At 41.5% G+C, this 23,016-nt stretch carries 20 protein-coding genes; 12 read left to right on the top strand and 8 right to left on the bottom strand.

Going from position 1 to position 23,016, the window contains the following annotated elements:
• Positions 1 to 245 precede the first annotated feature (245 nt).
• The 4 genes from H3T84_RS09780 to H3T84_RS09765 all read left to right on the top strand — a co-directional run bounded on the left by H3T84_RS09780 (position 246) and on the right by H3T84_RS09765 (position 5,303).
• Entirely contained in the window at positions 246 to 1,067 is an 822-nt protein-coding gene (locus H3T84_RS09780; RefSeq protein WP_198218985.1) for a pyruvate, water dikinase regulatory protein, read from the top strand.
• A gap of 646 nt (positions 1,068 to 1,713) precedes the next feature.
• Positions 1,714 to 2,484 carry a gamma-glutamyl-gamma-aminobutyrate hydrolase family protein gene (locus tag H3T84_RS09775; protein WP_198218984.1) on the top strand — a complete coding sequence of 257 codons (771 nt, stop codon included), beginning with the start codon at positions 1,714 to 1,716 and terminating at the stop codon, positions 2,482 to 2,484.
• A gap of 8 nt (positions 2,485 to 2,492) precedes the next feature.
• Positions 2,493 to 3,827: a glutamine synthetase family protein gene (locus H3T84_RS09770; protein WP_198218983.1), complete on the top strand. Its 1,335-nt coding sequence runs from the start codon at positions 2,493 to 2,495 to the stop codon at positions 3,825 to 3,827.
• Between the two features lie 87 nt (positions 3,828 to 3,914).
• Positions 3,915 to 5,303 carry an aspartate aminotransferase family protein gene (locus tag H3T84_RS09765; RefSeq protein ID WP_198218982.1) on the top strand — a complete coding sequence of 463 codons (1,389 nt, stop codon included), beginning with the start codon at positions 3,915 to 3,917 and terminating at the stop codon, positions 5,301 to 5,303.
• A 69-nt stretch (positions 5,304 to 5,372) separates the two neighbouring features.
• Here the strand turns inward: H3T84_RS09765 and H3T84_RS09760 are convergent, their stop codons facing one another.
• Complete coding sequence (locus H3T84_RS09760; RefSeq protein ID WP_198218981.1) at positions 5,373 to 6,071, bottom strand: class I SAM-dependent methyltransferase; 699 nt, start codon at positions 6,069 to 6,071, stop codon at positions 5,373 to 5,375.
• A 159-nt stretch (positions 6,072 to 6,230) separates the two neighbouring features.
• On the opposite strand from H3T84_RS09760, the gene H3T84_RS09755 reads away from it, so the two are divergent.
• Positions 6,231 to 8,186: a LysM peptidoglycan-binding domain-containing protein gene (locus H3T84_RS09755; RefSeq protein ID WP_198218980.1), complete on the top strand. Its 1,956-nt coding sequence runs from the start codon at positions 6,231 to 6,233 to the stop codon at positions 8,184 to 8,186.
• A gap of 77 nt (positions 8,187 to 8,263) precedes the next feature.
• Here the strand turns inward: H3T84_RS09755 and H3T84_RS09750 are convergent, their stop codons facing one another.
• Complete coding sequence (locus tag H3T84_RS09750; RefSeq protein ID WP_198218979.1) at positions 8,264 to 9,127, bottom strand: DMT family transporter; 864 nt, start codon at positions 9,125 to 9,127, stop codon at positions 8,264 to 8,266.
• A 258-nt stretch (positions 9,128 to 9,385) separates the two neighbouring features.
• Between H3T84_RS09750 and H3T84_RS09745 the strand changes: the two genes are divergently transcribed.
• From H3T84_RS09745 to H3T84_RS09730, 4 genes are all read left to right on the top strand, one after another.
• The gene (locus tag H3T84_RS09745; protein ID WP_198218978.1) at positions 9,386 to 9,712 is read left to right on the top strand and encodes a hypothetical protein; all 327 of its coding nucleotides are present in this window, start codon (positions 9,386 to 9,388) and stop codon (positions 9,710 to 9,712) included.
• A 29-nt stretch (positions 9,713 to 9,741) separates the two neighbouring features.
• Complete coding sequence (locus H3T84_RS09740) at positions 9,742 to 11,070, top strand: MFS transporter (protein WP_232346165.1); 1,329 nt, start codon at positions 9,742 to 9,744, stop codon at positions 11,068 to 11,070.
• Positions 11,071 to 11,193: 123 nt separating this feature from the next.
• On the top strand, positions 11,194 to 14,022 hold the full coding sequence (uvrA, locus tag H3T84_RS09735; protein ID WP_198218977.1) for an excinuclease ABC subunit UvrA: 2,829 nt from the start codon (positions 11,194 to 11,196) through the stop codon (positions 14,020 to 14,022).
• A gap of 159 nt (positions 14,023 to 14,181) precedes the next feature.
• Positions 14,182 to 15,024 carry a MetQ/NlpA family ABC transporter substrate-binding protein gene (locus H3T84_RS09730; protein WP_100115461.1) on the top strand — a complete coding sequence of 281 codons (843 nt, stop codon included), beginning with the start codon at positions 14,182 to 14,184 and terminating at the stop codon, positions 15,022 to 15,024.
• A gap of 86 nt (positions 15,025 to 15,110) precedes the next feature.
• Here H3T84_RS09730 and H3T84_RS09725 read toward each other — a convergent pair whose 3' ends face one another.
• The 6 genes from H3T84_RS09725 to H3T84_RS09700 form a co-directional block, all read right to left on the bottom strand.
• A complete protein-coding gene (locus H3T84_RS09725) occupies positions 15,111 to 15,683 on the bottom strand; it encodes a pseudouridine synthase (RefSeq protein ID WP_198186010.1) in 573 nt (190 codons plus the stop codon).
• A 65-nt stretch (positions 15,684 to 15,748) separates the two neighbouring features.
• Complete coding sequence (locus H3T84_RS09720) at positions 15,749 to 16,543, bottom strand: ABC transporter ATP-binding protein (protein ID WP_037393448.1); 795 nt, start codon at positions 16,541 to 16,543, stop codon at positions 15,749 to 15,751.
• Positions 16,540 to 17,442 (bottom strand): ABC transporter permease, encoded by a 903-nt coding sequence (locus H3T84_RS09715; RefSeq protein WP_025330629.1) that lies wholly within the window; start codon positions 17,440 to 17,442, stop codon positions 16,540 to 16,542. Before H3T84_RS09715 ends, H3T84_RS09720 begins: the two co-directional genes overlap by 4 nt.
• Before the next feature lie 103 nt (positions 17,443 to 17,545).
• Positions 17,546 to 18,544, bottom strand: a complete 999-nt coding sequence (locus tag H3T84_RS09710; RefSeq protein WP_198218976.1) for an ABC transporter substrate-binding protein — start codon at positions 18,542 to 18,544, stop codon at positions 17,546 to 17,548.
• Positions 18,545 to 18,801: 257 nt separating this feature from the next.
• The gene (locus tag H3T84_RS09705; RefSeq protein WP_198218975.1) at positions 18,802 to 19,635 is read right to left on the bottom strand and encodes a squalene/phytoene synthase family protein; all 834 of its coding nucleotides are present in this window, start codon (positions 19,633 to 19,635) and stop codon (positions 18,802 to 18,804) included.
• A 129-nt stretch (positions 19,636 to 19,764) separates the two neighbouring features.
• Entirely contained in the window at positions 19,765 to 20,430 is a 666-nt protein-coding gene (locus H3T84_RS09700; RefSeq protein WP_025330626.1) for a DUF421 domain-containing protein, read from the bottom strand.
• A 381-nt stretch (positions 20,431 to 20,811) separates the two neighbouring features.
• Between H3T84_RS09700 and rlmB the strand changes: the two genes are divergently transcribed.
• The 3 genes from rlmB to H3T84_RS09685 are packed head-to-tail and all read left to right on the top strand — an operon-like array spanning position 20,812 to position 23,003.
• On the top strand, positions 20,812 to 21,555 hold the full coding sequence (gene rlmB, locus H3T84_RS09695; protein ID WP_198218974.1) for a 23S rRNA (guanosine(2251)-2'-O)-methyltransferase RlmB: 744 nt from the start codon (positions 20,812 to 20,814) through the stop codon (positions 21,553 to 21,555).
• A 57-nt stretch (positions 21,556 to 21,612) separates the two neighbouring features.
• Positions 21,613 to 22,047, top strand: a complete 435-nt coding sequence (locus H3T84_RS09690; RefSeq protein WP_232346166.1) for an NfeD family protein — start codon at positions 21,613 to 21,615, stop codon at positions 22,045 to 22,047.
• A gap of 2 nt (positions 22,048 to 22,049) precedes the next feature.
• Positions 22,050 to 23,003 (top strand): SPFH domain-containing protein, encoded by a 954-nt coding sequence (locus tag H3T84_RS09685; RefSeq protein ID WP_025330623.1) that lies wholly within the window; start codon positions 22,050 to 22,052, stop codon positions 23,001 to 23,003.
• Positions 23,004 to 23,016: the final 13 nt, after the last annotated feature.

Raw genomic sequence — 23,016 nt, 5'->3', positions numbered from 1 at the left:
CTCAATTAATTGGATTAACATATCAAAATAATTAATTTTTCAGCAATTTTATTTCATAAATATCTTTTACATTCAATAAAATATTAATTTTATTGCTTAAATATTGCATATTCAGCTTAATTTTATATTTTAAGAACATATGTTGAAAATAATCCAATATTTAAGCATGAGCTGGAAGAAACTTCATTTACGATGGATAATTCGTTTAGTCGCCGCTTTTTGAACTCTGAATTATGCAGATAACTATGAAACCAGTACGTCAAGTTTTTTTTGTTTCCGACCGTACCGGCATTACTGCCGAAAGTATGGGTCTGGCTTTATTAAACCAGTTTGACAATATAGAATTTAAGCGTGCTACCTACCCTTTTGTAGACACTGAAAAAAAAGCACGTGAAATTGTTGCGTTAATTAATAATGCTGCTAATCACAGTGAAACACGTCCTTTGGTTTTTTCCAGCATTGTTGATGAAAATGTCCGTAAACTGATCAAAACCAGTGCCGGGCTGCATATGAGCTTTTACGATGCATTTATCGGTGAGCTTGAAGATGAACTCGCCACAGAGGCAAATCACTCCATTGGCCGAACTCACGGAATGCATGATACAGAACGATACGATAAAAGAATGGAAGCAATTAATTTTGCTTTGAATCATGATGACGGAATTACCGATCGCGAACTGAAAAAAGCTGATGTGATTCTGATGGGCGTTTCTCGCAGCGGTAAAACGCCTACTTGTCTTTATCTGGCATTACAGTATGGAATTCGTGCTGCAAATTATCCTCTTATTCCAGAAGATCTGGAAAGCAGTGAATTACCTAGAATGCTGCAACCATTCCGGCAAAAATTATATGGGCTAACCATAGATGCAGATCGTTTGCATCATATTCGTTCAGAGCGCCGTCCTGATTCCCGTTATGCCAGTCGTGATAATTGCCGGCATGAAATTTTAACAGCTGAAGATATGTTCCGCCGTTTTAATATTCCTTACACCAATACAACTCATAAATCTATTGAAGAACTGGCTGCAAGTATTATTTTAGCGGCTAAATTACAACGGCGATTTTAGGTCTTTCGTTATAAAATTTTGCCCTGAATAAATTCAGGGCTTTTCAATCATGTTTTATATTTATCTGGTATCAGTAACAGACAAATAAGTTAAGCAGAATTAATATCAAATCAAATCTTTGAATACATGAATATTATTACCTGAGCACATAACATGTTTTTATGTACTATCCAAGGTAACTGTACTATCTCTAAATTTCCAAATTAAAATATGTCTGAATATTCAGATACCATCCAGAAGTACTGAGTTTTTTATTCCGTGGTCGGATTGTCGCAAAGATATACTTTAGATTATTTTTCTCTTGCTTTAGTGGCGTAATCAGCAAAACATACTTATCTGTATTTCGTAATTATATTATATAATTAACAATCAATTAACATAATCGATAACAACAGTAATTATTTCTTAGTCAGTAGATTTTCACACCAGCAAAAACAACAAATAATCTTGGCATCAATATAACCATAATATTTTTAATTTAATTCTAAAAATTTATTTTTAAGCGTATAGATTGATATCTTTTGTTATCTATAAATCGAATTGTTTTCAATTTGGGTTAAGTTTTCTTGCCATTTTGTTTTTCTCATGGGATTATGAATCATAAAATTCAAAATTGTTTTAACTATTAATCTTTTGAGACAATTTTATGCAGCCGCGTCCAATTATAGGCATACCATGTGATGTAAAGCAGATAGGTAAGTGGAATTTTCACGCTGTAGGTGAAAAATACATTCATGCGGTTCAGGACAGTGTCGGTGATGTTATTTTACTTCCGGTACTGTCTGATCAGGAAGTTTTAACTCGCCTGCTCAAATTGGTTGATGGTGTTTTTTTACCCGGTTCTTATTCAAATATAGACCCGAAATGGTATGGTGAAATATCGGCACGAGAGGGAATGTTACAGGATGCTGCCCGTGACCATACTGTTTTACCGCTAATTAAATATATTATTGATAGTGGTATACCACTTCTGGGTGTTTGCCGCGGTTTGCAGGAAATCAATGTAGCACTTGGTGGTGACCTTCACCAGCATATACAGGAAATACCCGGTTATCTGGATCATCGTGAACCCGATAATCAGCCAATTGAAATTCAATATGGCGATGCGCATGCGGTTAATCTGAAAACAGACAGTTTATTGATGCTGTGGCTGGCAACAGACCACAAACAGTATCAGGTCAATTCTTTACATCAGCAAGGAGTAAAAACGTTAGCACCCGGGCTTAGCATAGAAGCAACTGCTCCAGATGGTCTTATTGAAGCATTCAGGATTGATGCAGCGTCAATATTTGGCTATGCAGTACAGTGGCATCCGGAATGGCAATATGGGAATAAGCCGCTTTCTATCGCTATTTTTAAAGCTTTTCGTGAAGCATGTATGCAATATAAATTGCACAGGCAAAAGGAATCATTTTAAGGTGACTTATGTATGATGACATATTTAACTGGCTTAAAGAACATGGTATCACTGAAGTAGAATGTATCTTACCGGACATTACAGGTGTGGCTCGCGGTAAAATTATTCCGAAAGATAAATTTATATCTGAACCGGATATGCGACTACCCGAGGCAGTATTATTGCAAACAGTAACCGGAGAATATCCACAATCCAGCCTTCTGGATGAAACAGATGCGGATATGGAGTTAAAGCCAGACCAGACTACTCTGCGCTTTGTTCCCTGGGCTCAGGATCCGACAGCATCACTAATATTTGATTGCTTCTCTCCTGACGGTTTACCGGTTGAAACTGCGCCGCGCAATGTACTCAAACGCATATTAAAATTGTATGAAAATATGGGGCTGGAACCCATCGTTGCTCCGGAAATGGAATTCTATCTGATTTCACCCAACCCCGATCCGGATGTCCCCCTGCAACCTCCGATCGGCCGTACCGGACGCAGTGAATTCGGACGACGGTCTTATGCTGTAGATGCAGTAAATGAATTTGACCCTCTGTTTGAAGAAATTTACGACTACTGCCATGAACAAAACCTTGAAGTTGATACGCTGATTCATGAAATTGGTGCAGCACAGATGGAAATCAATTTCCTGCATGGTAATGCTCTGGATTTAGCCGATCAGGTATTTTTATTCAAACGCACAGTACGTGAATCTGCCTTTCATCATAAAATGTATGCCACTTTTATGGCTAAGCCTATGGAAGGAGAACCGGGCAGTGCCATGCATATCCATCAGAGTTTGAACAACGTAGAGAATGGTAATAATGCATTCAGCAGTGATGATGGCACTCCTTCAGAACTATTTTTTCATTTTATTGGCGGCCTGCAAAAATACCTGCCGCAAACCATGCCCTTTTTTGCTCCGTATGTTAATTCTTTCCGCCGGCTGACCCGGTTTACAGCTGCACCCACTAATGTTGAATGGGGTTATGACAATCGCACTGTAGGTTTACGTGTCCCGCGTGCTAAAGCCAAAGGAAAACGGATTGAAAACCGGCTGGCCGGAGTAGATGTGAATCCTTATCTGGCGATTGCCTGCTCACTGGCTTGTGGTTATCTGGGAATTAAAGAACAGCTACAACCGCGTGCTCCGCTGAGCAGTAATGCGTATTCATTACCTTATCAGTTCCCTACTACACTGGAAGAATCAATAGAACGTTTACGCCAGTGTGAACCAATTCATGAAATACTGGGTCAGCGCTTTGTTGAGATGTACATTGCCGTAAAAGAGCAGGAAGTTTCAGAATATTTTCGTGTTATCAGCCCTTGGGAGCGCAAATATCTGTTATTGCATGTCTGAAACCATCTCAATAGCATATTTCAACTGTTATTCTTGTACTTGTACATTGAATGATTGCTTATAACATTTTAAAACAAAGGAGTTTTTATGAGTAATAAAACCGATGTGAGACTGGCTGTAAAACATCATTTACATCCATTTTCCGATAATGCTGAGCTTAAAAAGCACGGTGTACGCATGATGGTTAAAGCAAAAGGCATTTATGTATATGATAGTGACGGCAATGAAATCATTGACGGTATGGCCGGGTTGTGGTGTGTCAATATTGGATACGGAGAAAAAAAACTGGCTAAAATTGCCGAGAAACAAATGCAAGTGCTGCCGTTTTACAATACTTTCTTCAAAACAACCCATCCTGCAATCATTAAATTATCGGAAAAACTGGTTGAAATCACACCGGAGGGATTTAATCATGTGTTTTATACCAACTCCGGTTCTGAATCGGTTGATACCATGATACGTATGGTGCGCCATTACTGGGCATCTGTCGGCAAGCCTTCTAAAAAAGTGATCATTGGTCGCTGGAACGGCTATCACGGCTCTACCTTAGGCGGAGCAAGTCTGGGAGGTATGAAAGGCATGCATGAGCAAGGTGATTTACCGATTGCCAATATAGTTCATATTGAACAACCCTGGTATTACGGCTTAGCCAAAACTAGTGAAAGTGAAGAAGAATTCGGCATTCGTGCTGCTAACTGGCTTGAAGAAAAAATTCTGTCATTGGGTGCGGACAAAATTGCAGCGTTTGTTGCAGAACCGATTCAGGGTGCTGGCGGAGTGATTATTCCTCCGGCAAGTTACTGGCCACGAATTGAAGCCATCTGTAAAAAATATGACGTACTACTGGTAGCTGATGAAGTAATTTGCGGTTATGGGCGTACTGGCAGATGGTTTGGATTCGAAACCTTTGGTTTCACGCCAGATATTTTTACGACCGCTAAAGGACTGTCTTCCGGCTATTTACCAATCGGGGCAGTTCTGGTCAATGACAAAGTAACAGAAGGTCTACTGTCCGGGGGTGAGTTTAATCATGGCTTTACTTACAGCGGGCATCCGGTTTCAGCCGCAGTTGCCTGTACAAACCTGAATATAATTGATAAAAAGAATCTGATTGAAAAGGTACGTAATAAAACAGGTCCTTATATGCACAAACGCTGGCAGGAAACATTCAGTCAGTTTAAATATGTTGCTGATATTCGCAGTGAAGGATTGATGTGTGGTTTTACACTGGTAAAAAATCGTGATACTCGCGAGTTCTTTGACGATTTCGGCGCTACAGGTTTGATTTGCCGGGATATCTTTTTTAAGAACAATCTGATTTTCCGCGCCTGCGGTGACCACATCGTAGCTGCTCCTCCGCTAATTATTTCCAAAAAGGAAATTGATAATATGCTGGCAATCGCCAGTGAGTGTATGCGCGAATTTGAGGAACTTATGGACAAAAAGCTGGATTGTGATACAGATAAGGCTGCCTGAATTTGATTAAACAAAAACCTGAGTGATAGCTCAGGTTTTTGTTTATTTTAGAGAGTGAATTTATCGCTCTTATTCTATGCTTTTCAAAGCAACCGATGGTGCTGGATTCAGTAATATATTTGCATTCTGCGCAGTTAAAGTGAGCGGTACAGTTCGCTTGACCAGTACCAGCCCGTAAACAGCTGCCAGATGTGGCCACCAGCGATTACCCATATATTCTATAGCCTTGTGACTATCACCGTAACAGGCCGGAATACCATAACCCATAAACTGTCCTTCTTCCAGAAACAGGCCAAAGCGTTGCATCTTATCAACAGCCGTACGAGCAGACAGTAACTTTAAAGCAGAATGGCCTTTCAGACTGCTCTGATAAAACAGGCGCCAATATCCATGAATATTTAAGCCGGTCATTACAAGATGCCCACCGGGCACCAGAACACGAGCTATTTCAGCTATAGACTCTTCATAATCGGATAAAGTATCCAGACCATGAGGCCAGATAATGGTATCTATACTTTGCTGAGCCCAGGGTAAGGCCTTAGATTCAGCAATAACTGCTGTACCACAATCGACTATATTACTTTGTACAATATACTGGGAATCAGCTGCAAAAACATGCCGGAACTGCCATTGTGATATACCGCATTGTAATATGGTGCCAAAACGCAACCCTGCTAATTTATGCAGGATGAACTGCTGCTCCAGCCGGCTTAAATAGAGACCATATTTATGTTCGGCCAGCCAGTTTTCCAATTGCTGAGTATTCATTTAAACACCATTATGTACCATATTAAATCTAAGCTGCAGACTATTGAATTATTTTATTGCATTTACATCATTACTGTAAAAATAGGGATTTATCCTTGACCGTTAAGAACTTCCTCTTTAATATTAATAGGATTTTGCACAAATTTTACGGTTAAACGAATGGCTAAATTGAAGCATATGGTACTGGCACTTACTGGCCTGATACTTGCTCCCTCATTATCATTTGCCCAATCTTACACCAGTAATGGTATTGGCTTATCAATAATGAATCTAAATGCGGCTACCCTGAAGGGAAAAGCGAATTCCAATCATGATATCTGGGGCCGCTTGCGTCAGGATTTCCGTATGACAGAGGTTAATCCTGAAATTATTCGCCGGCAGGAGCAGTATTATTCAAGCCACAGCGATTACTTTAACCGCACGGTTGTGCGCAGCCAGCCTTATTTATATCACATCGTAAATGAAGCAGAAAAACGTCAGATGCCGGCTGAAGTGGCTTTACTGCCGTTTATTGAGAGTGCTTTCGTCAGCAAAGCTCAGTCACGGGTAGGAGCTTCCGGTCTGTGGCAGTTTATGCCCAGCAGCGGTCGACAGTACGGACTGGAGCAGACTAATCTGTATGATGGTCGTCACGACGTATATGCAGCGACCGATGCTGCTTTAACTTATCTGCAATATCTTTATAGCCTGTTTGGTGACTGGTCACTGGCTCTTGCGGCCTATAACTGGGGAGAGGGTAATGTTGGTAAGGCCATTAAACGTGCTCAGCTGGCGGGTATAGATCCTACCTATGAAAATCTGCGCATGCCAAATGAGACCCGTAATTATGTGCCGAAATTGCTGGCTGTGCGGAATATTATCGAAAATCCGCAGGCCTTTGGTGTTAATCTGGTTTCCGTACCGAACCGTCCTTACTTTGAAGCAATCAGCATTGATCAGCCAATTGATATTGATGCAGCTGCCCGACTGGCGAATATTTCGACTTCAGAATTTCTAACCCTTAATCCAAGTTTCAAGAGTCCGGTTTTTATTCCTAAAGAAAATCGTAAAATGCTGCTGCCTATTACCGCAGTAAATACTTTTGAACGCAATTACCGCAACGCAGATAAAAATACGCTGCTTTCATGGAATATCTTTAAAGCATATTCAACCACCAGTGTAGCTGATTTAGCTGCACAAACTGGAATGAGCAGTGCTGAAATCAAGCGATTGAATAATCTGACCAGCAATACTGTACCAGCCGGTCGCAGCCTGCTTATCAGTAAAAATAGTTTGAACACTCAGCTTATGGATTCTTTCCGCAACAGTGATACAGATCCATTACTGAATATTGCTATGGCAAAACCAGTATTACCTCCGGGCACGTTTGTGACTCATCCGGCAGCAACCACTGTTGCCCAGGCTGATAAAGTTACTGATACCGGCAATGCACCTGTACCAGCTCTTACTGAAACAGTTACAACCACAACATCCACTGTACTGAATACTGACCAGCCGTCACCGGTCAATACAACAGTACAAACCCAAACCATAACCGTGGCTGAAAACGCAGCAACCCCGGCAGAATTGCCTGCCCCTGTTGCAACCAATAAGGATGCACTGATGCAGGTTGCACAGGATGCGCAATTACAGGCAGCTGCTGCAGCTTCCGTTCAAAAAGCACTGGCACAGGCTGAACGTGAAGAAGCTCAGACTGCTGCCCGTCTGACAGAAAACCGTAATGAACGCACAACACGCAATGTCATCAACGTTGCGGACAGCCGCAGTAATATTGCTCATAAAGTAAATAAGGGTGATACATTGTATTCAATTGCCCAGCGCTATAATATTAATGTAGCTGATCTGGTTACTGCCAATAATCTGCGCGGTCATAATCTGCAGGTTGGTCAGGTACTGAAAATTAGCCCGAATCAGGATAATAAACGGATACTGGCTACTGTACGTAAAGGTAAAGACTCCAAATCCGGTGTAGTCCCTGTTTCATACACGGTAAAAAAAGGCGATACGCTTAGCAGCATAGCTCAGCGCCTGAATATTCCTGTAAGTAAATTGCAAAAAGTACATGGGAAACAAGTATTACGTCCCGGTCAGAAAATTAAGCTGACCAATCTGTAGTTTTACAGCATATCATTGCAATTAACTCAAAAAGGTTAGTGTACATTCACTAACCTTTTATTTTTAGCTATATAAATTTAATTCTTTTTTGGAATAAATATACAGGTAGTTGCCGCTCCAATAACCATAACTATTCCGGCAAAAGCCTGTATATTTACCGTTTCATTCAATAACAGAATGGCCGTTATTACTCCGAAAACCGGTTCCATAGCCAGAAATATCCCGCTCACACTGGCAGAAACATTTTCCAGCCCTTTATTCCAGCACCATGCAGCCAGCAGACTGCATCCAATACCCAGATAAGCTATAGCACCAATACCCTGAAAAGAATAATGAATATCCCAGTTTTCAACTAGAAACAGCATAAACGGCAAACCAAATACAGTACCCGTTTGCAACGTTAAGGCTGTATATATCTTAACATCTATTTCGCGTAGTAACTTTTGTGACAAACGTATCCAGAAAGCCATGACAATAGTTGAAGTAAATACCAGCGAGGCTCCCAACAATGCAGTATTACCACTGGCCTTTTCTGGTTTACCCACTACCAGCAACACCCCTATAAAAGCCACAATGCCCAGTATAAATACCAGCAATGGTGTTTTTTCGCGAAAAAAAATCAGACCCACCAGTACTATAATAATTGGTTCCATACCAATAATGGTGACCGCATTGACCGCAGGAATAAGTTTCAAACCTGTAACCTGTAACAGATAAGTTGCAGGATATGTCAGCAATCCTAGTCCGATAATTTTGATCAGTTGTACTTTGGAAATGACATTATGGTTTTTAAAATAGCTCCACGTGATGGGTAAGGTAACTACTGCTGCCAATATCAGCCTGCCGAGTACCACAAGTGACGGATCCAGCATGTCATAAGCCATTTTTGTAGCAATAAATGAGCTACCCCACATAAATGAAGCAATTAAGAGATAAAGCATAATTTCAAACTAAAACAAACCAAAAATTCTGCGCACTGACCCATTTTAAATACATGATTCAATCAATCTGAACAAATATTTGTCAGTGTTTTAACCAAATATCATGTCTATTTGCAATACGTTTCAAAGCCAGTACGCTTTTCTGTACACAAAAGCATGCATATTAGCATACACAAACATTTATAAACTGCTAGAATCCTCCCAGCAGAATAAATAATTTGACTAAGCTCTTCTCAGAATTAAAAGAAATTTTTGACTATGTTTTATTTTAGTATTAACAGCCCGGACAACTGTCATCTTGGTTTTCTGGTACTCATGGATGAAGATAATTCAGCTTATACTGATGGAGCTACTGGCTATTATGCTGTTAAAGCACAGACTGATGAAACAGACCAGCAAGCCTGTCCGGCACAATGGCAGATATTGCAGCAATTATCAGAGCAAGAAAGCCTTCGTTGGTTTCGCAAAGCCGATTATGTTCAGCTTTGTGATGCTGAAAACAATATTATAGGGCGTTTACAGCAACAATATCTCATCTTATGTGGTCAGCATTTTGTACTGAATGACCTCACCGGCACCCTGTAACCACAACATATGTATTGGTAAGGTTATTTATGTCTACACCTGATATGCTCCCATCCAGCAACCAGTTTGCTTTTGCCCGTACCAGACGATTTCTACCGCTGTTTGGTACTCAGTTTTTTGGTGCGTTTAATGATAATTTGTTTAAAACCTCATTATTCGTTTTAATCAGTTTTTATGGGCTTGGTGCTAATTCATGGTTACCAGCAAGCCAGATGCTGAATGCTGGTGCCCTGCTATATATTCTGCCCTTTTTTCTTTTCTCTGCATTATCTGGTGAATTATCTAATAAAATGGATAAAGCCATTCTGGCGCGCTGGATAAAAACTGCTGAAATCTGCATTATGCTGATAGCAGGTATCGGCTTTTGGATGCAGTCTGTCACAATATTGATGTTATGCCTGTTTCTGATGGGCACACATTCTACTTTGTTCGGTCCGTTGAAATATGCGGTATTACCAGAATATCTCCCTAAATATGAACTACTCAACGGTAATAGCCTGATCGAAAGCGGTACTTTTCTATCCATATTATTCGGGCAGATTTTAGGTACTATTCTGGCTGGCACCAATACAGCATGGCTGTTTAGTATCCTGCTGTTCGTCGCTATTCTTGGGCAGATTGCCAGTATATTTATGCCAAGGGTACCCGCACAAATTCCACAGCAATATATTGATTCAAACATCATGCGGAGTACAAAACAGTTACTTCGGCAAACTTATCTGCAAAAAAATCTCTGGATTGCCATAATCGGTATTTCCTGGTTCTGGCTGATTGGTTCTGTATATATAACCCAGCTCCCTACTTTTACCCGTTTGAATCTTGGTGGAAACGAGGCTGTATTTAATTTAATGCTAACGCTCTTCTCCCTTGGTATAGGTACGGGTTCAATTGTTTGTGCACGGATTAGCCGCCATCAGTTACATCTTAGTCTGGTTGTGATCGGGACAATCGGTCTGAGTATATTCGGTCTGCTGCTGGTATGGTTCACACCGTCACAACCTAATCTGCCAGTTGCCGGTATCGGTACATTTATCGGCCGACCGGACAGCATGGCAATAATGATTTGCATAATCGGTATTGGTTTTTCCGGCGGCTTTTTCTCATTGCCATTATACACATGGCTGCAAACAGCCAGCAGCGATCAGTTCCGTTCGCATGCAATTGCTGCCAATAATATTATCAACGGTCTGTTTATGGTTTGTGCAGCCATATTAAGTGCTGTACTGATCTGGCTGTTTAACAGCATTAATGCCCTATACATGATTGTGGCGCTGGGAAATGTGCCCGTTTTAATTTACTTATTACGAAGTCAAGAGTTACGTATTGATTTTAAGGAATTTATTTTACGAAAACATTAAAACGTTTACCTGATAGCTTTAAATTAGCGTTTTGAAATAGGTATAATACCGGATGGTTTTAATAAACAGCAATTTAATTAAAGCCAGTATCCTCTTTTATCCAGCTAGTTTGGGCAAGGCATTATGTCAGATAACGATACGATTCATATTCGCGGTGCACGCACACACAATCTTAAAAATATAGATCTGGATATTCCCCGTCATCAACTGGTTGTCATTACCGGTTTGTCTGGTAGTGGTAAATCCTCACTGGCTTTTGATACTTTGTATGCAGAAGGACAACGACGCTACGTAGAAAGCCTGTCGGCCTATGCTCGCCAGTTTTTGCAAATGATGGAAAAACCGGATGTAGATTTAATTGAAGGTTTGTCACCAGCTATTTCCATTGAGCAGAAAGCAACCAGTCATAATCCGCGCTCTACCGTAGGAACAGTCACTGAAATTCATGACTATTTGCGCTTATTGTATGCACGTGTCGGCACACCGTATTGTCCTGAACATAATTTGCCTTTATCCAGTCAGACTGTTTCCCAGATGGTTGACCATATACTGAACCTGCCTGAAGAAAGCCGGGTAATGATTCTGGCTCCGGCAGTGCGCGGTCGCAAAGGTGAATTTCTTGAATACTTTGCTGATTTACAGGTACAGGGTTTTGCACGGGTGCGTGTTGATGGTGAGGTATACGCGATTGAAGAAGTACCAAAACTGCAAAAAAACATCAAGCATGATATAGATGTGGTTATTGACCGGGTAAAAGTACGCGCTGATATCAAACAGCGTTTGGCTGAAAGTTTTGAAACTGCACTGCGTCTGGGCAATGAGCGTGCTCTGGCTATCGAAATGGATAGTGGTAAAGAACACTGGTTTTCAGCACGCTTTGCCTGTCCGGTATGTTCGTATAGTCTGCAGGAACTCGAACCACGCCTTTTCAGCTTTAACAACCCTGTCGGAGCCTGTCCCAGTTGTGACGGACTCGGCAGCATGGATTATTTTGATCCTGAACGAGTAGTAATGCATCCGGATTTATCGCTGGCCGCTGGAGCAATCAAGGGCTGGGATAAACGTAATACTTTCTATTTCCAGATGATTCAGTCACTCGGGCAACATTTTAAATTTGACGTTAATACGCCATTTAATGAATTAAAGGAAGAAATCCGGAGTATTATTCTTTATGGTTCCGGTAAAGAGCAGATTGAATTTACCTATCTGTCTGAACGGGGCACAAAATTTACCCGCAGTCATCCGTTTGAAGGTATTCTGCCTAATCTGGAGCGGCGCTACCGCGAAACAGATTCCGCTACTGTACGCGAAGAATTAGCCCAGTATCAAAGTCATCGAGCCTGCCCGGCCTGCGGCGGTGCCCGTTTGCGAACAGAAGCACGATATGTCTATATAGGTGGAAAATCATTACCTGATGTCAATGCATGGCCGTTAACAGCTACACTGGATTTTTTCCAGAATCTGAATCTGGAAGGTAATAAAAAACAGATTGCTGAAAAAATTCTTAAAGAAATTAATGAGCGTCTTGGTTTTCTCATTAATGTCGGCCTGAATTACCTGAGTCTGGCACGCAGTGCTGAAACCTTATCTGGTGGTGAAGCTCAGCGTATCCGGCTGGCCAGCCAGATTGGTTCCGGCCTGACAGGTGTCATGTATGTACTGGATGAACCGTCTATCGGCCTGCACCAGCGAGATAATGACCGCCTGCTCGATACACTGAAACATCTGCGCGATCTGGGTAACAGCGTAATTGTCGTTGAGCATGATGAAGATGCTATCCGTGCCGCCGATTTTGTTGTCGATATGGGACCCGGTGCCGGTGAGCATGGCGGACAAGTTATTATCGCAGCTTCACCTGAAAAGGTGGCAGCATGCAAAGAATCTATAACAGGACAATATCTGAGCGGGAAAAAAGCCATTAGCATGCCGGAACAGCGCAGTCCGGTTGATAAAGAGCGCTTACTGATATTAAGCGGTGCCAGTGGCAATAATCTTAAAAATGTAACCCTTACCTTACCTCTCGGCCTGATTACCTGTATTACCGGCGTTTCCGGGAGTGGCAAATCAACTCTGATTAACGACACACTGGCAAAAATTACTGCACGTGAATTAAATCGCGCCAGTGAAGAGCCTGCTCCTTATGAAGATATCAAAGGACTGGAGCATCTGGATAAAGTTATTAATGTTGATCAGTCTCCCATAGGAAGGACTCCGCGTTCTAATCCTGCCACGTATACCGGCCTGTTTACACCCATCCGCGAACTGTTTGCCGGGGTACCCCTTTCTCGTGAACGCGGATATACAGTTGGCCGATTCTCTTTTAATGTAAAAGGCGGACGCTGTGAAGCCTGTCAGGGTGATGGGGTTATTAAAGTAGAAATGCATTTTCTTCCTGATATTTATGTACCCTGCGAGGTTTGCCATGGAAAACGCTATAATCGTGAAACACTGGAAATACAATACAAAGGCAAAAATATCAGTGAAATTCTGGAAATGACCGTGGAAGAAGCCTGCACATTTTTCGATGCTGTACCGACAGTTAAGCGAAAATTGCAGACATTGCTGGACGTAGGACTGGGTTACGTGCGATTAGGACAGTCTGCCACTACACTTTCCGGTGGTGAAGCTCAACGGGTAAAACTGGCGCTGGAACTCTCCAAACGCGATACCGGGCGGACACTTTATATACTTGATGAACCAACCACCGGCTTACATTTTGCCGATATAGCTCTGTTACTGGACGTTATTCATCGCCTGAAAGGGAAAGGTAATAGTATTATTATTATCGAACATAATCTGGATGTAATTAAAACAGCTGATTATATCGTTGATCTGGGTCCGGAAGGTGGTGATGGAGGCGGTACGATTATCGCGGAAGGTACTCCGGAAGAAGTTGCAGCCAATCCTAAAAGCTATACCGGAAAATACCTTAAGCCAATGCTTGGCAAATGAATAAATTAAACTGTGGAGCTGTTATCGGCCGCACAGTTTAATTACCAGTTAAAAAACTATTAACCAAAGTAAACATGCATGTAAAAAATACAAGTAACATGCATTTTGTGTTAATGTTCAGCTGTATATTTTTATTGCGTATCTTACTCAAGGTTAAATATGAAAAAATTGTTATTTGCATTATTGTCAGTGGCAGCAATCAGTACGGTACTGACAGCATGTACTCAGAAAACTGAATCCGTACCGGCCGCCAGTTCTGGCAGTACTCCTGCAACAACAGATAAAACAATACTGAAAGTTGCTGCTTCACCTGTTCCTCATGCAGAAATTCTTCAGGTAGCTAAACCATTACTGGAAAAAGAAGGAATTGATTTACAAATCATTCAGATGACTGACTATGTACGTCCGAATATCGCCCTGAATGAGAAAGATGTAGATGCTAACTTCTCTCAGCATAAACCTTATCTGGAAGATTTTGTCCAGAAACACAAAATGCAGTTAACACCGATTGCCAATATTCATGTAGAACCGATGGGTATTTACTCTAAAAAAGTAAAAGCACTCAGTGAAATACCTGATGACGGGCTGGTTACTATTCCAAATGATGCTACCAATGGTGGTCGAGCTTTGTTATTGCTGCAAAAAGCCGGTTTAATTAAATTAAAAGCAGATGCGGGTATCAGTGCTACTGTACGTGATATTGTTGATAATCCGAAACATCTCAAAATTACACCAATGGATGCGCCTCAGTTACCGCGTACTTTAAATGATGCTACTCTGTCTGTAATTAATACCAATTTTGCTATGGAAGCTAAACTGGTACCAACCAAAGATGCTTTATTTATTGAATCAAAAGATTCACCTTATGCAAATATTCTGGTTGTCCGCACAGGGGATGAAAACCGTGATGCAATCCAAAAGCTGAAACAGGCCATGACTTCACCTGAAGTGAAAAAATTTATTGAAGAAAAATATCAGGGTGCCATCATTCCTGCATTCTGATTAATTATTTCATTTTAGGAAATAAAATAAACCCTTATGTTTGTAACATAAGGGTTATTTTTAATTTATAGCAATTCAAAAAATATTTATGATAAATCTTTTGGATTGACAGCCTGCCACTTTCCCAAAGGTAACTTAAGGGAGAAAACATCTAGCTGCCCTATTCCTACTCGCACTAAACGTAAACAAGGCCAGCCGACTTTTGCACACATGCGTCGTACCTGCCTGTTTTTACCTTCACTGATTCGAATTTGCAGCCAGAAATCAGTTACTGTTTTACGTTCACGAATTGGCGGTACTCGCGGCCATAAACGGGCTCTATCAGCAGCATTAACCAATTGAACCTGAGCCGGCTGTGTAATAAAGTCGCCCAGATTTACCCCGTCAGCCAATTGCTGCATGCGTTCGTTATCCGGTTTACCTTCCACCTGTGCCCAGTATGTTTTTATCAGTTTATACTTTGGATGAGCAATTTTTGCCTGTAAACGCCCGTTGGCAGTTAATAAAAGTAATCCTTCACTATCCGTATCCAGCCGGCCTGCCGGATAGACATCCGGTAATGATACATATTGCTTCAGGGTAGGATGTTTTTCATGAGCGCTAAACTGACAAATCACACCATAGGGTTTATTCAGTACAATCAGTTCAGGTACAGACATTATGCTTCCAATCAGAAAATCAGGCTGTCAGGAATGCTGACAGCCTGTTTTATAAACACAGAGGTTTAGCTCAGTAATAAAGCATCATCAGATACTTTTTCGCCCTGAGTATGTTCGAACATCTTTAATAGATCCGCCACACTCATACCGGCACGTTTGTCACCAGCCACATCCAACACCACACGCCCCTGATGCAGCATGACAGTACGTGATCCGTGATCCAGAGCCTGCTGCATCGAATGTGTTACCATCATTGCAGTTAATTTATTTTCACGCACAATACGGTCTGTCAGCTCGAGTACAAAAGCGGCTGTTTTAGGATCCAGTGCAGCAGTATGCTCATCAAGCAATAAAATTTTAGAACTTTGCAACGAAGCCATCAACAAACTGACAGCCTGTCGCTGCCCACCGGAAAGCAGACCAATTCTGTCGCTCAATCGGTTCTCCAGCCCCAGATTAAGCATTGCCAGTTTTTCACGGAACAGTTCACGATACTGACGTTTAATAGCCGGACGCAAACCACGACTGCTGCCACGCCGCAGTGCCAGAGCCATATTTTCTTCAATGGTTAAGGCTTCACAGGTACCGGCAAGAGGGTCTTGAAAAACACGTGCTACTAATGGCGCACGTTTATAAGCAGGTTCACTGGTAACATCTTTACTATTAATAGTAATCGTACCGGAATCCACCATGGTGTCACCGCTGATAGCATTAAGAAAAGTAGATTTACCGGCACCATTACTGCCGATAACGGTAACAAATTCACCATCCGCAATACTTAAACTCATGCCTCGCAAAGCAGGATTTTCAATTGGTGTTCCCGCATTGAATGTGAGGCGTAAATTATCTGCGCGCATCATGCTTTGAATTTCCTTTTAAAGTAACCTTTGATTGCCGGCAACCGCAGCGCAAGTACAACTAAAATTGCTGTAACCAGATTTAAATCCTGCGGTCCAAAGCCTATATGCTGCAATGTATCACTGCCCAGCGCCAGCGCAATAAATGCACGGTAAAGTACTGCCCCCACTATAACAGCCAGTGTAATGATGATAAACCGTTTTCCTGGAATTAAGGTTTCGCCAATAATCACCGCGGCCAGCCCGACGACAATCGTGCCAATACCGATTGATATATCTGCACCGCCCTGAGTCTGGACAAATAGTGCACCAGCCAAGGCAATAAATGCGTTTGATATCGCCATGCCTAACAGTAAAATACGTGAGGTATTTACACCCTGAGCACGAGCCATTCGTGCATTTACGCCGGTAGCTCGCATTGATAAGCCAATTTCTGTAGCAAAAAACCAGTCCAGAAAAAATTTGGCAATCAGCACAAAACCAAAAATTACCAGCGGCTGCACCCAATACTGGTTGCTTCCGTCTGCATTAAAAAACGGCGTAAATACACTGGGCTGATCCAGTAAAGGCAAATTAGGTGCACCCATAATACGCAGGTTAACCGAATACAAAGCAACCATAACCAGAATACTGGCCAACAGCTGCATGATTTTTAAAGAAACATGCAGCCATGCTGTTACCAAACCGGCACATGCACCGGCAACTCCGCCAAGTGCAGTAGCCAGCCACGGATTAATACCATGGGTAACACAAATGGCAAATACAGCACCGCCGAGCGGAAAACTGCCATCGGCAGTTAAATCAGGAAAATCCAGAATACGGAATGAAATCAGTACACCCAGAGCAACGAGAGCATATATCAGTCCGCTTTCTAAAGCGCCAAATAAAGCTATAGAAGACATATTAACCAATTAATAAATTGTGGTTGAAAATAAAAACAACATCGGCAAAGCCTGAATCAGCTTGCCGATGTTACGGTATCCGTCCCAGAGGCTTTCTATAATCCTAATCGACTAATTTAGCCTGTTTGAGTAATTGCTCCGAAAATGTAATACCTTGTTCGGCAGCATGAGATTTACTTACCATCAAATCAAGCTGATCTGCGCTCATACGCTGCGGAGCAATGTTACCAGCCTGCTCTCCTTTGAGAATCCGGCCTACAATTTTACCAGTAGCTGTACCAAGCTCATGATAATTAACCCCCAGTGCTACAGCTGCACCGCGTTTTACTGAGTCGGTATCTGAAGCCACCAAGGGCATTTTCATATCTTTGGCAACTTTGTACATGGATTCATAAGCAGAAACCACATTATTGTCCAGAGAGGTATAAATCAGATCTGCCTTACCCTGCAAGCTTTTAGTAGCCATGGGGACATCAGTTGTACGCTGTGCCGGAGCTGCTGCCACAGTAATACCGTCCTTAGCCAGTAAAGACTGTAATTGTCCGAGCACAACGGTTGAATTGATTTCTCCCGGGCTATATACATAACCCACTGTTTTCAGGTTAGGTACCACTTGTTTCATTAAATCAATCTGTGGCTGTAAAGGCAGTTCATCAGATACACCGGTAACATTGGTTTTGCTGGGTTCCCAGCTTGTTACCAGTTTGGCTGCAACCGGATCGGTTACTGCTGCAAACACTATCGGAATTTTGCGCGTTGCTGCAACCATAGACTGCGCGCTTGGCGTGCCGATAGTAACAATTACATCCGGATTATTACCAGCGAATTTTTTAGCAATCTGACCGGCAGTAGCAGTATTCCCTTGTGCACTTTGAAAATCCAGCTGAAGATTTTTACCCTGTTCATAGCCTTCAGCACGCAGTTCATCAATCACACCCTGACGTACAGCATCCAAAGCAGGATGTTCAACAATTGCCGTAATGGCTACTTTTTTCGTATTGGTATCGCTGGTTTTATTTCCCTGTTCGGATTGCGAACAGGCAGAAAGCAAACAGGCAGCAGTTAAACCCAGAATAAATAAGGTTTTTTTTGCTCTGAGCATATGAGGTTCCTCAGCACAGGATTAATCCGGAAGCAATTTAGCAATAAAATTGCTTACACCTGCACAAGTAAGCAGATGATGGCATAAATTATACAAAAAACCAGCCTTATTGCGTAATTAAAATTGCTCAGACATACGCTTTTACATTAAAATATAATTTCAATATTTTATTTATTTAAGCAATAAAATTTTAAAAATATAATTCAATTACAAAAATAATTCTTATAACTCATAATACTCGCCATATCACACTTTTCTTAGAAAACACCCTGCTTCACATTTTTTAATCTATCCGGCCGAAAACCACACAACCATGTTTTCCAAAATAACCTTTGCTGACGCGGTCGCGGTACGACCAGCTGATATTGCATGATATTTTGTAGTCCGTCCTGCTCAATTTCATTAAGCTGAGCCCAGGCTACTGCGAGCATGGCCAGACTGGGGCGCTGCCTGCGGTTATCTGCAGAGGGCAGCAAAGCAAGAGCAGAATTAAACTGCTGTTTTAATGTAGCAAGCCATGCGTTCATCAATGCCGTAAATTCAACTCCACCGTGTCGGTTAAGTACCAAATGAGCCGGAACATTAAATTGCTGTAATAACTCTACTGGAATATACAGCTTCCCCAGCCTTGTATCCGCACCAATCCGTGAGTAAATCATCACCAGCTGACATATTTCACCCACTTTATCGGCAAATTCCAAAGTTTGTTCTGCACTGAATCCCAAAACTCTGCTTGTTAAACGCCCCTGCACCATCCCTGCCTGTTTACTATAATGGCATAGCTGTTCCATATCCTGAAATCTGGCCTGAGTTAATTGCGTACGAAGTGCATCAGGCAAAGCCAGTATTTCAGCCAATGGTAAAGAATATCGGATAATAAATGGTTTTAAAGCCTGTAATAAAGGATGTTCAGGAACAGAATCAGAGTTATACAGCTTATCTAGTTGTCGCTCCCACCATCGCAGTGTTGTCAAAGCCACATTAGCATCAGAACAATCTTCTACTACATCATTTAATTCTTGCTGCAAAGCATACAAAGCTATCAGTGCATGACGCTGCACCGAGGAAAGAAAAGGAAAACGAAAAGCCATAGCATTCCTGCTATGGCAAATTTTCTGAAGACAATATTCGAGTGGCTGCACAGCAATAAATTAAATTAACCTAAAACAGTATTGTAACCTTTTCCGGATATTTCTCCAGCCACTAATCTGCAATAAAAATTAACTTTTTAGCGTATCTTTTTTTACTTCACCGTTACGAAGTACAAAATTTAAACTATTATTCCAGAATTCAACCAGAAATAAATCATCTTCTGTCAGGTGCTGTTGCTGAATTTTTTGCTCCAGCCACTTCTCATCCTTATTTATCCGATGCAATTCCGTTGTACGCACCTCTCCTTCCTTAAATAAAATTAATGAAGGATATTTGCCTTTATCAGTTAATACCGTCAGCGAACCACTGGGCTCAATCTGTGCATAACTGACTTCCTGAAACGAAGTAATACCCTGAGCATGCAAAAGTGAAGCCACATTAAGAATATCAATCTTATTCTTTTTACGCAGAATATTATCCATCAAAAAATGTCCGTCTTTCATAATCGGAATCGGTTCACCAATAGCAAACATTCGGATAAAGCTGACATGCTTGCATACCCAGTTTAATAATGAAATAAGGCAAACACCGATTAACAACACTATAATATACTGATAAATCGGAATATCCTGATTATAAATTACACCACCGATAATACCGCCAAGTACAAAGTTACCAATAAAATCTACCGGGGTCATCTGATTCAACTGCGTTTTACCTGTTACATTCAAATGCAGAATGACAATAATAAAACCAACAAGAAACTTAGCCAGCACCCATAAATAATATTCCATAAGAATTTTTCCTGTATTAAAGTTAAATTCCCGACCAGCTCTTACCGGTCAGAGTTCATTCCCCTCATACAAGCATCATTCTTAACTTTATTCATAAACTCTGAAAATGAACATTAAGATATTTTAGTTTAATTTGCTTTATTCTAAATAAATGATAAAGATAACATTTTACAAGCAATAATTTTTTATCAAGATGTAACTGATACCGTCTTAACCCTGAGCGAAAAATTTAATTACCTGGCAACGGTATTTATTTCTTTTATCAGGCAAATTACATCACAATTACATTTTTAAATGAAGAATGATATTTATCCGGTATAATCAGATTAGTACACCAATTTCCGTTATAATTGGTTTCTTTACTCACTAAATGAAATATACATGTCAAATCAGCGCCTCATCATTGGCTTTCACGCAATTAATGCCCGTTTATGGCAAAATCCAGACAGCATAATTGAACTTTATGTACTGGAGGATAAACATGATGCCCGTATGCGCGATGTATTAAATAAAGCTGAAGCAGAAAATGTGCGCGTTATCAGCGCAGATCAGGCACGGCTCGATACTTTGAGTAAACATGCCCGCCATCAGGGTGTAGTAGGCTTTATCGATGCTTCCAAACAACATGTAGACATAGAAGATGTACTTGAAAATCTGAATGAACCACCGTTATTGCTGATTCTTGACGGCATTACAGATCCGCATAATCTGGGAGCCTGTTTGCGTGTTGCAGATGTTATGGGAGTTCACGCGGTAATTGCTCCCAAAGATAAAAGTGTCGGATTAAATGCCACCGTAAGTAAAGTAGCCTGTGGTGCTGCTGAAACAGTACCTTATATTACAGTGACGAATCTGGCACGCACCATCCGTGAATTGAAACAGCGCGGTATCTGGATTATCGGTACCGATATGAACGGTAGTGATGACTTATATCACTTTACGGCCCCGGAAGCAGTGGCATGGGTAATGGGTGCAGAAGGTAATGGCATGCGCCGTTTAACACGAGATATGTGTGACACATTGGTATCCATTCCTATGTTCGGAACCGTTGAAAGCCTGAACGTTTCTGTCAGCACTGGTATCGTTCTGAGCGAAACCCGTAGGCAACGGATACTATCATCCTAAAATTACTTTACAATACAACATATTTCTGTTAAAGATTATAAAATTAAGGAGATAATGATGATTTGGTGTATTGCAGCTTTGGTTCTGTTTGTATTGGAAATGTTTAGCGGCACTTTTTATATGCTGGTAATCAGTGCCTCATTACTAAGTGCCGGTCTGGCTGAATGGCTGCTGAAAACCAGTGAGAGCGTCAATGCTGTTATTGCAATAGTTTTTTCTATTCTGGGTATTGTCATTGTACGTGCCTGGCAAAAGAAGCATCCGCGTGAAAACATGGCCAAACCAACTGATGATCCGGACTACGGTCAGACAGTGATACTTAGTCAGCTGCTACCCGACGGATTATGGCAGGTACAATATCGGGGTACTATCTGGCAAGCTCGTTTTAATCATCCGGCAGAAGCAAAATCCGGTGACAGTGCGCAAATCATCAGCCATCAAGGCAACATTTTAAATATTACTTCTCAGGTCCCATCTACTTCGCAGGAATAATTATGATTCTGACATTTATTTTTCTCGCCGCTATTGTCGCATTTATCTGCATGGCATTTAAAGTTGTACCGCAGCAGGAAGTCTATATAGTTGAACGTTTAGGCCGCTATCATGCTACTCTGGTGGCCGGTCTTAATTTTATTATTCCGATTATCGACCGTGTCGCTTATAAACATACCTTAAAGGAAATCCCACTGGATGTACCCAGTCAGGTTTGTATTACCCGTGACAATACTCAGCTTACAGTGGATGGTATTATCTATTTTCAGGTAACTGATCCTAAACTTGCATCCTATGGCTCCAGTAACTTTGTAGTTGCCATTACCCAACTGGCACAAACAACATTACGTTCAGTTATCGGTCGTATGGAACTGGATAAAACTTTTGAAGAACGTGATGATATTAACCATACCGTGGTAGCCTCTCTGGATGAAGCAGCGGTTTCATGGGGTGTTAAAGTATTGCGTTATGAAATCAAGGATCTGGTTCCGCCTCAGGAAATTCTGCGCTCAATGCAGGCTCAGATCACGGCCGAACGGGAAAAACGCGCACGTATTGCTCAGTCTGAAGGGATTAAACAGGAACAGATTAATCTGGCGGCCGGTCAGCGTGAAGCTGAAATTCAGAAATCACAGGGCGAAGCTCAAGCCTCTATCAATGAATCTCAGGGTGCAAAAGTAGCACAAATTAATCGCGCTGAAGGTGAAGCTGAAGCTTTGCGTCTGGTTGCTCAGGCGACCGCGGAAGCAATTCGTCAGGTAGCTGCCGCAGTAAAAGAACCGGGCGGTACAGAAGCTGTGAATCTGAAAGTGGCTGAACAGTACGTAGATGCTTTTGCTAAACTGGCAAAAACCAATAACACTCTGATTATGCCTGCTAATGTTGCAGATATTGGTAGTCTGGTAAGTGCTGGCATGAGCATTATCAAAGGTCAGAACAGCACAGCAGTTAAATAAATAACTCACGTAA

The organism is Snodgrassella sp. M0110 (assembly GCF_016101465.1).
GTDB classification, from domain to species: Bacteria; Pseudomonadota; Gammaproteobacteria; order Burkholderiales; family Neisseriaceae; genus Snodgrassella; species Snodgrassella alvi.
This window is presented reverse-complemented; position numbering and strand designations above follow the sequence as displayed.

What these genes read in the sequence shown, in the direction of transcription:
- H3T84_RS09780 (WP_198218985.1), top strand. Translation starts at nt 246, where the DNA reads ATGAAACCAGTACGTCAAGTTTTTTTTGTTTCCGACCGTACCGGCATT.
- H3T84_RS09775 (WP_198218984.1), top strand. Translation starts at nt 1,714, where the DNA reads ATGCAGCCGCGTCCAATTATAGGCATACCATGTGATGTAAAGCAGATA.
- H3T84_RS09770 (WP_198218983.1), top strand. Translation starts at nt 2,493, where the DNA reads ATGTATGATGACATATTTAACTGGCTTAAAGAACATGGTATCACTGAA.
- H3T84_RS09765 (WP_198218982.1), top strand. Translation starts at nt 3,915, where the DNA reads ATGAGTAATAAAACCGATGTGAGACTGGCTGTAAAACATCATTTACAT.
- H3T84_RS09760 (WP_198218981.1), bottom strand. Translation starts at nt 6,071, where the DNA reads ATGAATACTCAGCAATTGGAAAACTGGCTGGCCGAACATAAATATGGT.
- H3T84_RS09755 (WP_198218980.1), top strand. Translation starts at nt 6,231, where the DNA reads ATGGCTAAATTGAAGCATATGGTACTGGCACTTACTGGCCTGATACTT.
- H3T84_RS09750 (WP_198218979.1), bottom strand. Translation starts at nt 9,127, where the DNA reads ATGCTTTATCTCTTAATTGCTTCATTTATGTGGGGTAGCTCATTTATT.
- H3T84_RS09745 (WP_198218978.1), top strand. Translation starts at nt 9,386, where the DNA reads ATGTTTTATTTTAGTATTAACAGCCCGGACAACTGTCATCTTGGTTTT.
- H3T84_RS09740 (WP_232346165.1), top strand. Translation starts at nt 9,742, where the DNA reads ATGTCTACACCTGATATGCTCCCATCCAGCAACCAGTTTGCTTTTGCC.
- uvrA (WP_198218977.1), top strand. Translation starts at nt 11,194, where the DNA reads ATGTCAGATAACGATACGATTCATATTCGCGGTGCACGCACACACAAT.
- H3T84_RS09730 (WP_100115461.1), top strand. Translation starts at nt 14,182, where the DNA reads ATGAAAAAATTGTTATTTGCATTATTGTCAGTGGCAGCAATCAGTACG.
- H3T84_RS09725 (WP_198186010.1), bottom strand. Translation starts at nt 15,683, where the DNA reads ATGTCTGTACCTGAACTGATTGTACTGAATAAACCCTATGGTGTGATT.
- H3T84_RS09720 (WP_037393448.1), bottom strand. Translation starts at nt 16,543, where the DNA reads ATGATGCGCGCAGATAATTTACGCCTCACATTCAATGCGGGAACACCA.
- H3T84_RS09715 (WP_025330629.1), bottom strand. Translation starts at nt 17,442, where the DNA reads ATGTCTTCTATAGCTTTATTTGGCGCTTTAGAAAGCGGACTGATATAT.
- H3T84_RS09710 (WP_198218976.1), bottom strand. Translation starts at nt 18,544, where the DNA reads ATGCTCAGAGCAAAAAAAACCTTATTTATTCTGGGTTTAACTGCTGCC.
- H3T84_RS09705 (WP_198218975.1), bottom strand. Translation starts at nt 19,635, where the DNA reads ATGGCTTTTCGTTTTCCTTTTCTTTCCTCGGTGCAGCGTCATGCACTG.
- H3T84_RS09700 (WP_025330626.1), bottom strand. Translation starts at nt 20,430, where the DNA reads ATGGAATATTATTTATGGGTGCTGGCTAAGTTTCTTGTTGGTTTTATT.
- rlmB (WP_198218974.1), top strand. Translation starts at nt 20,812, where the DNA reads ATGTCAAATCAGCGCCTCATCATTGGCTTTCACGCAATTAATGCCCGT.
- H3T84_RS09690 (WP_232346166.1), top strand. Translation starts at nt 21,613, where the DNA reads ATGATTTGGTGTATTGCAGCTTTGGTTCTGTTTGTATTGGAAATGTTT.
- H3T84_RS09685 (WP_025330623.1), top strand. Translation starts at nt 22,050, where the DNA reads ATGATTCTGACATTTATTTTTCTCGCCGCTATTGTCGCATTTATCTGC.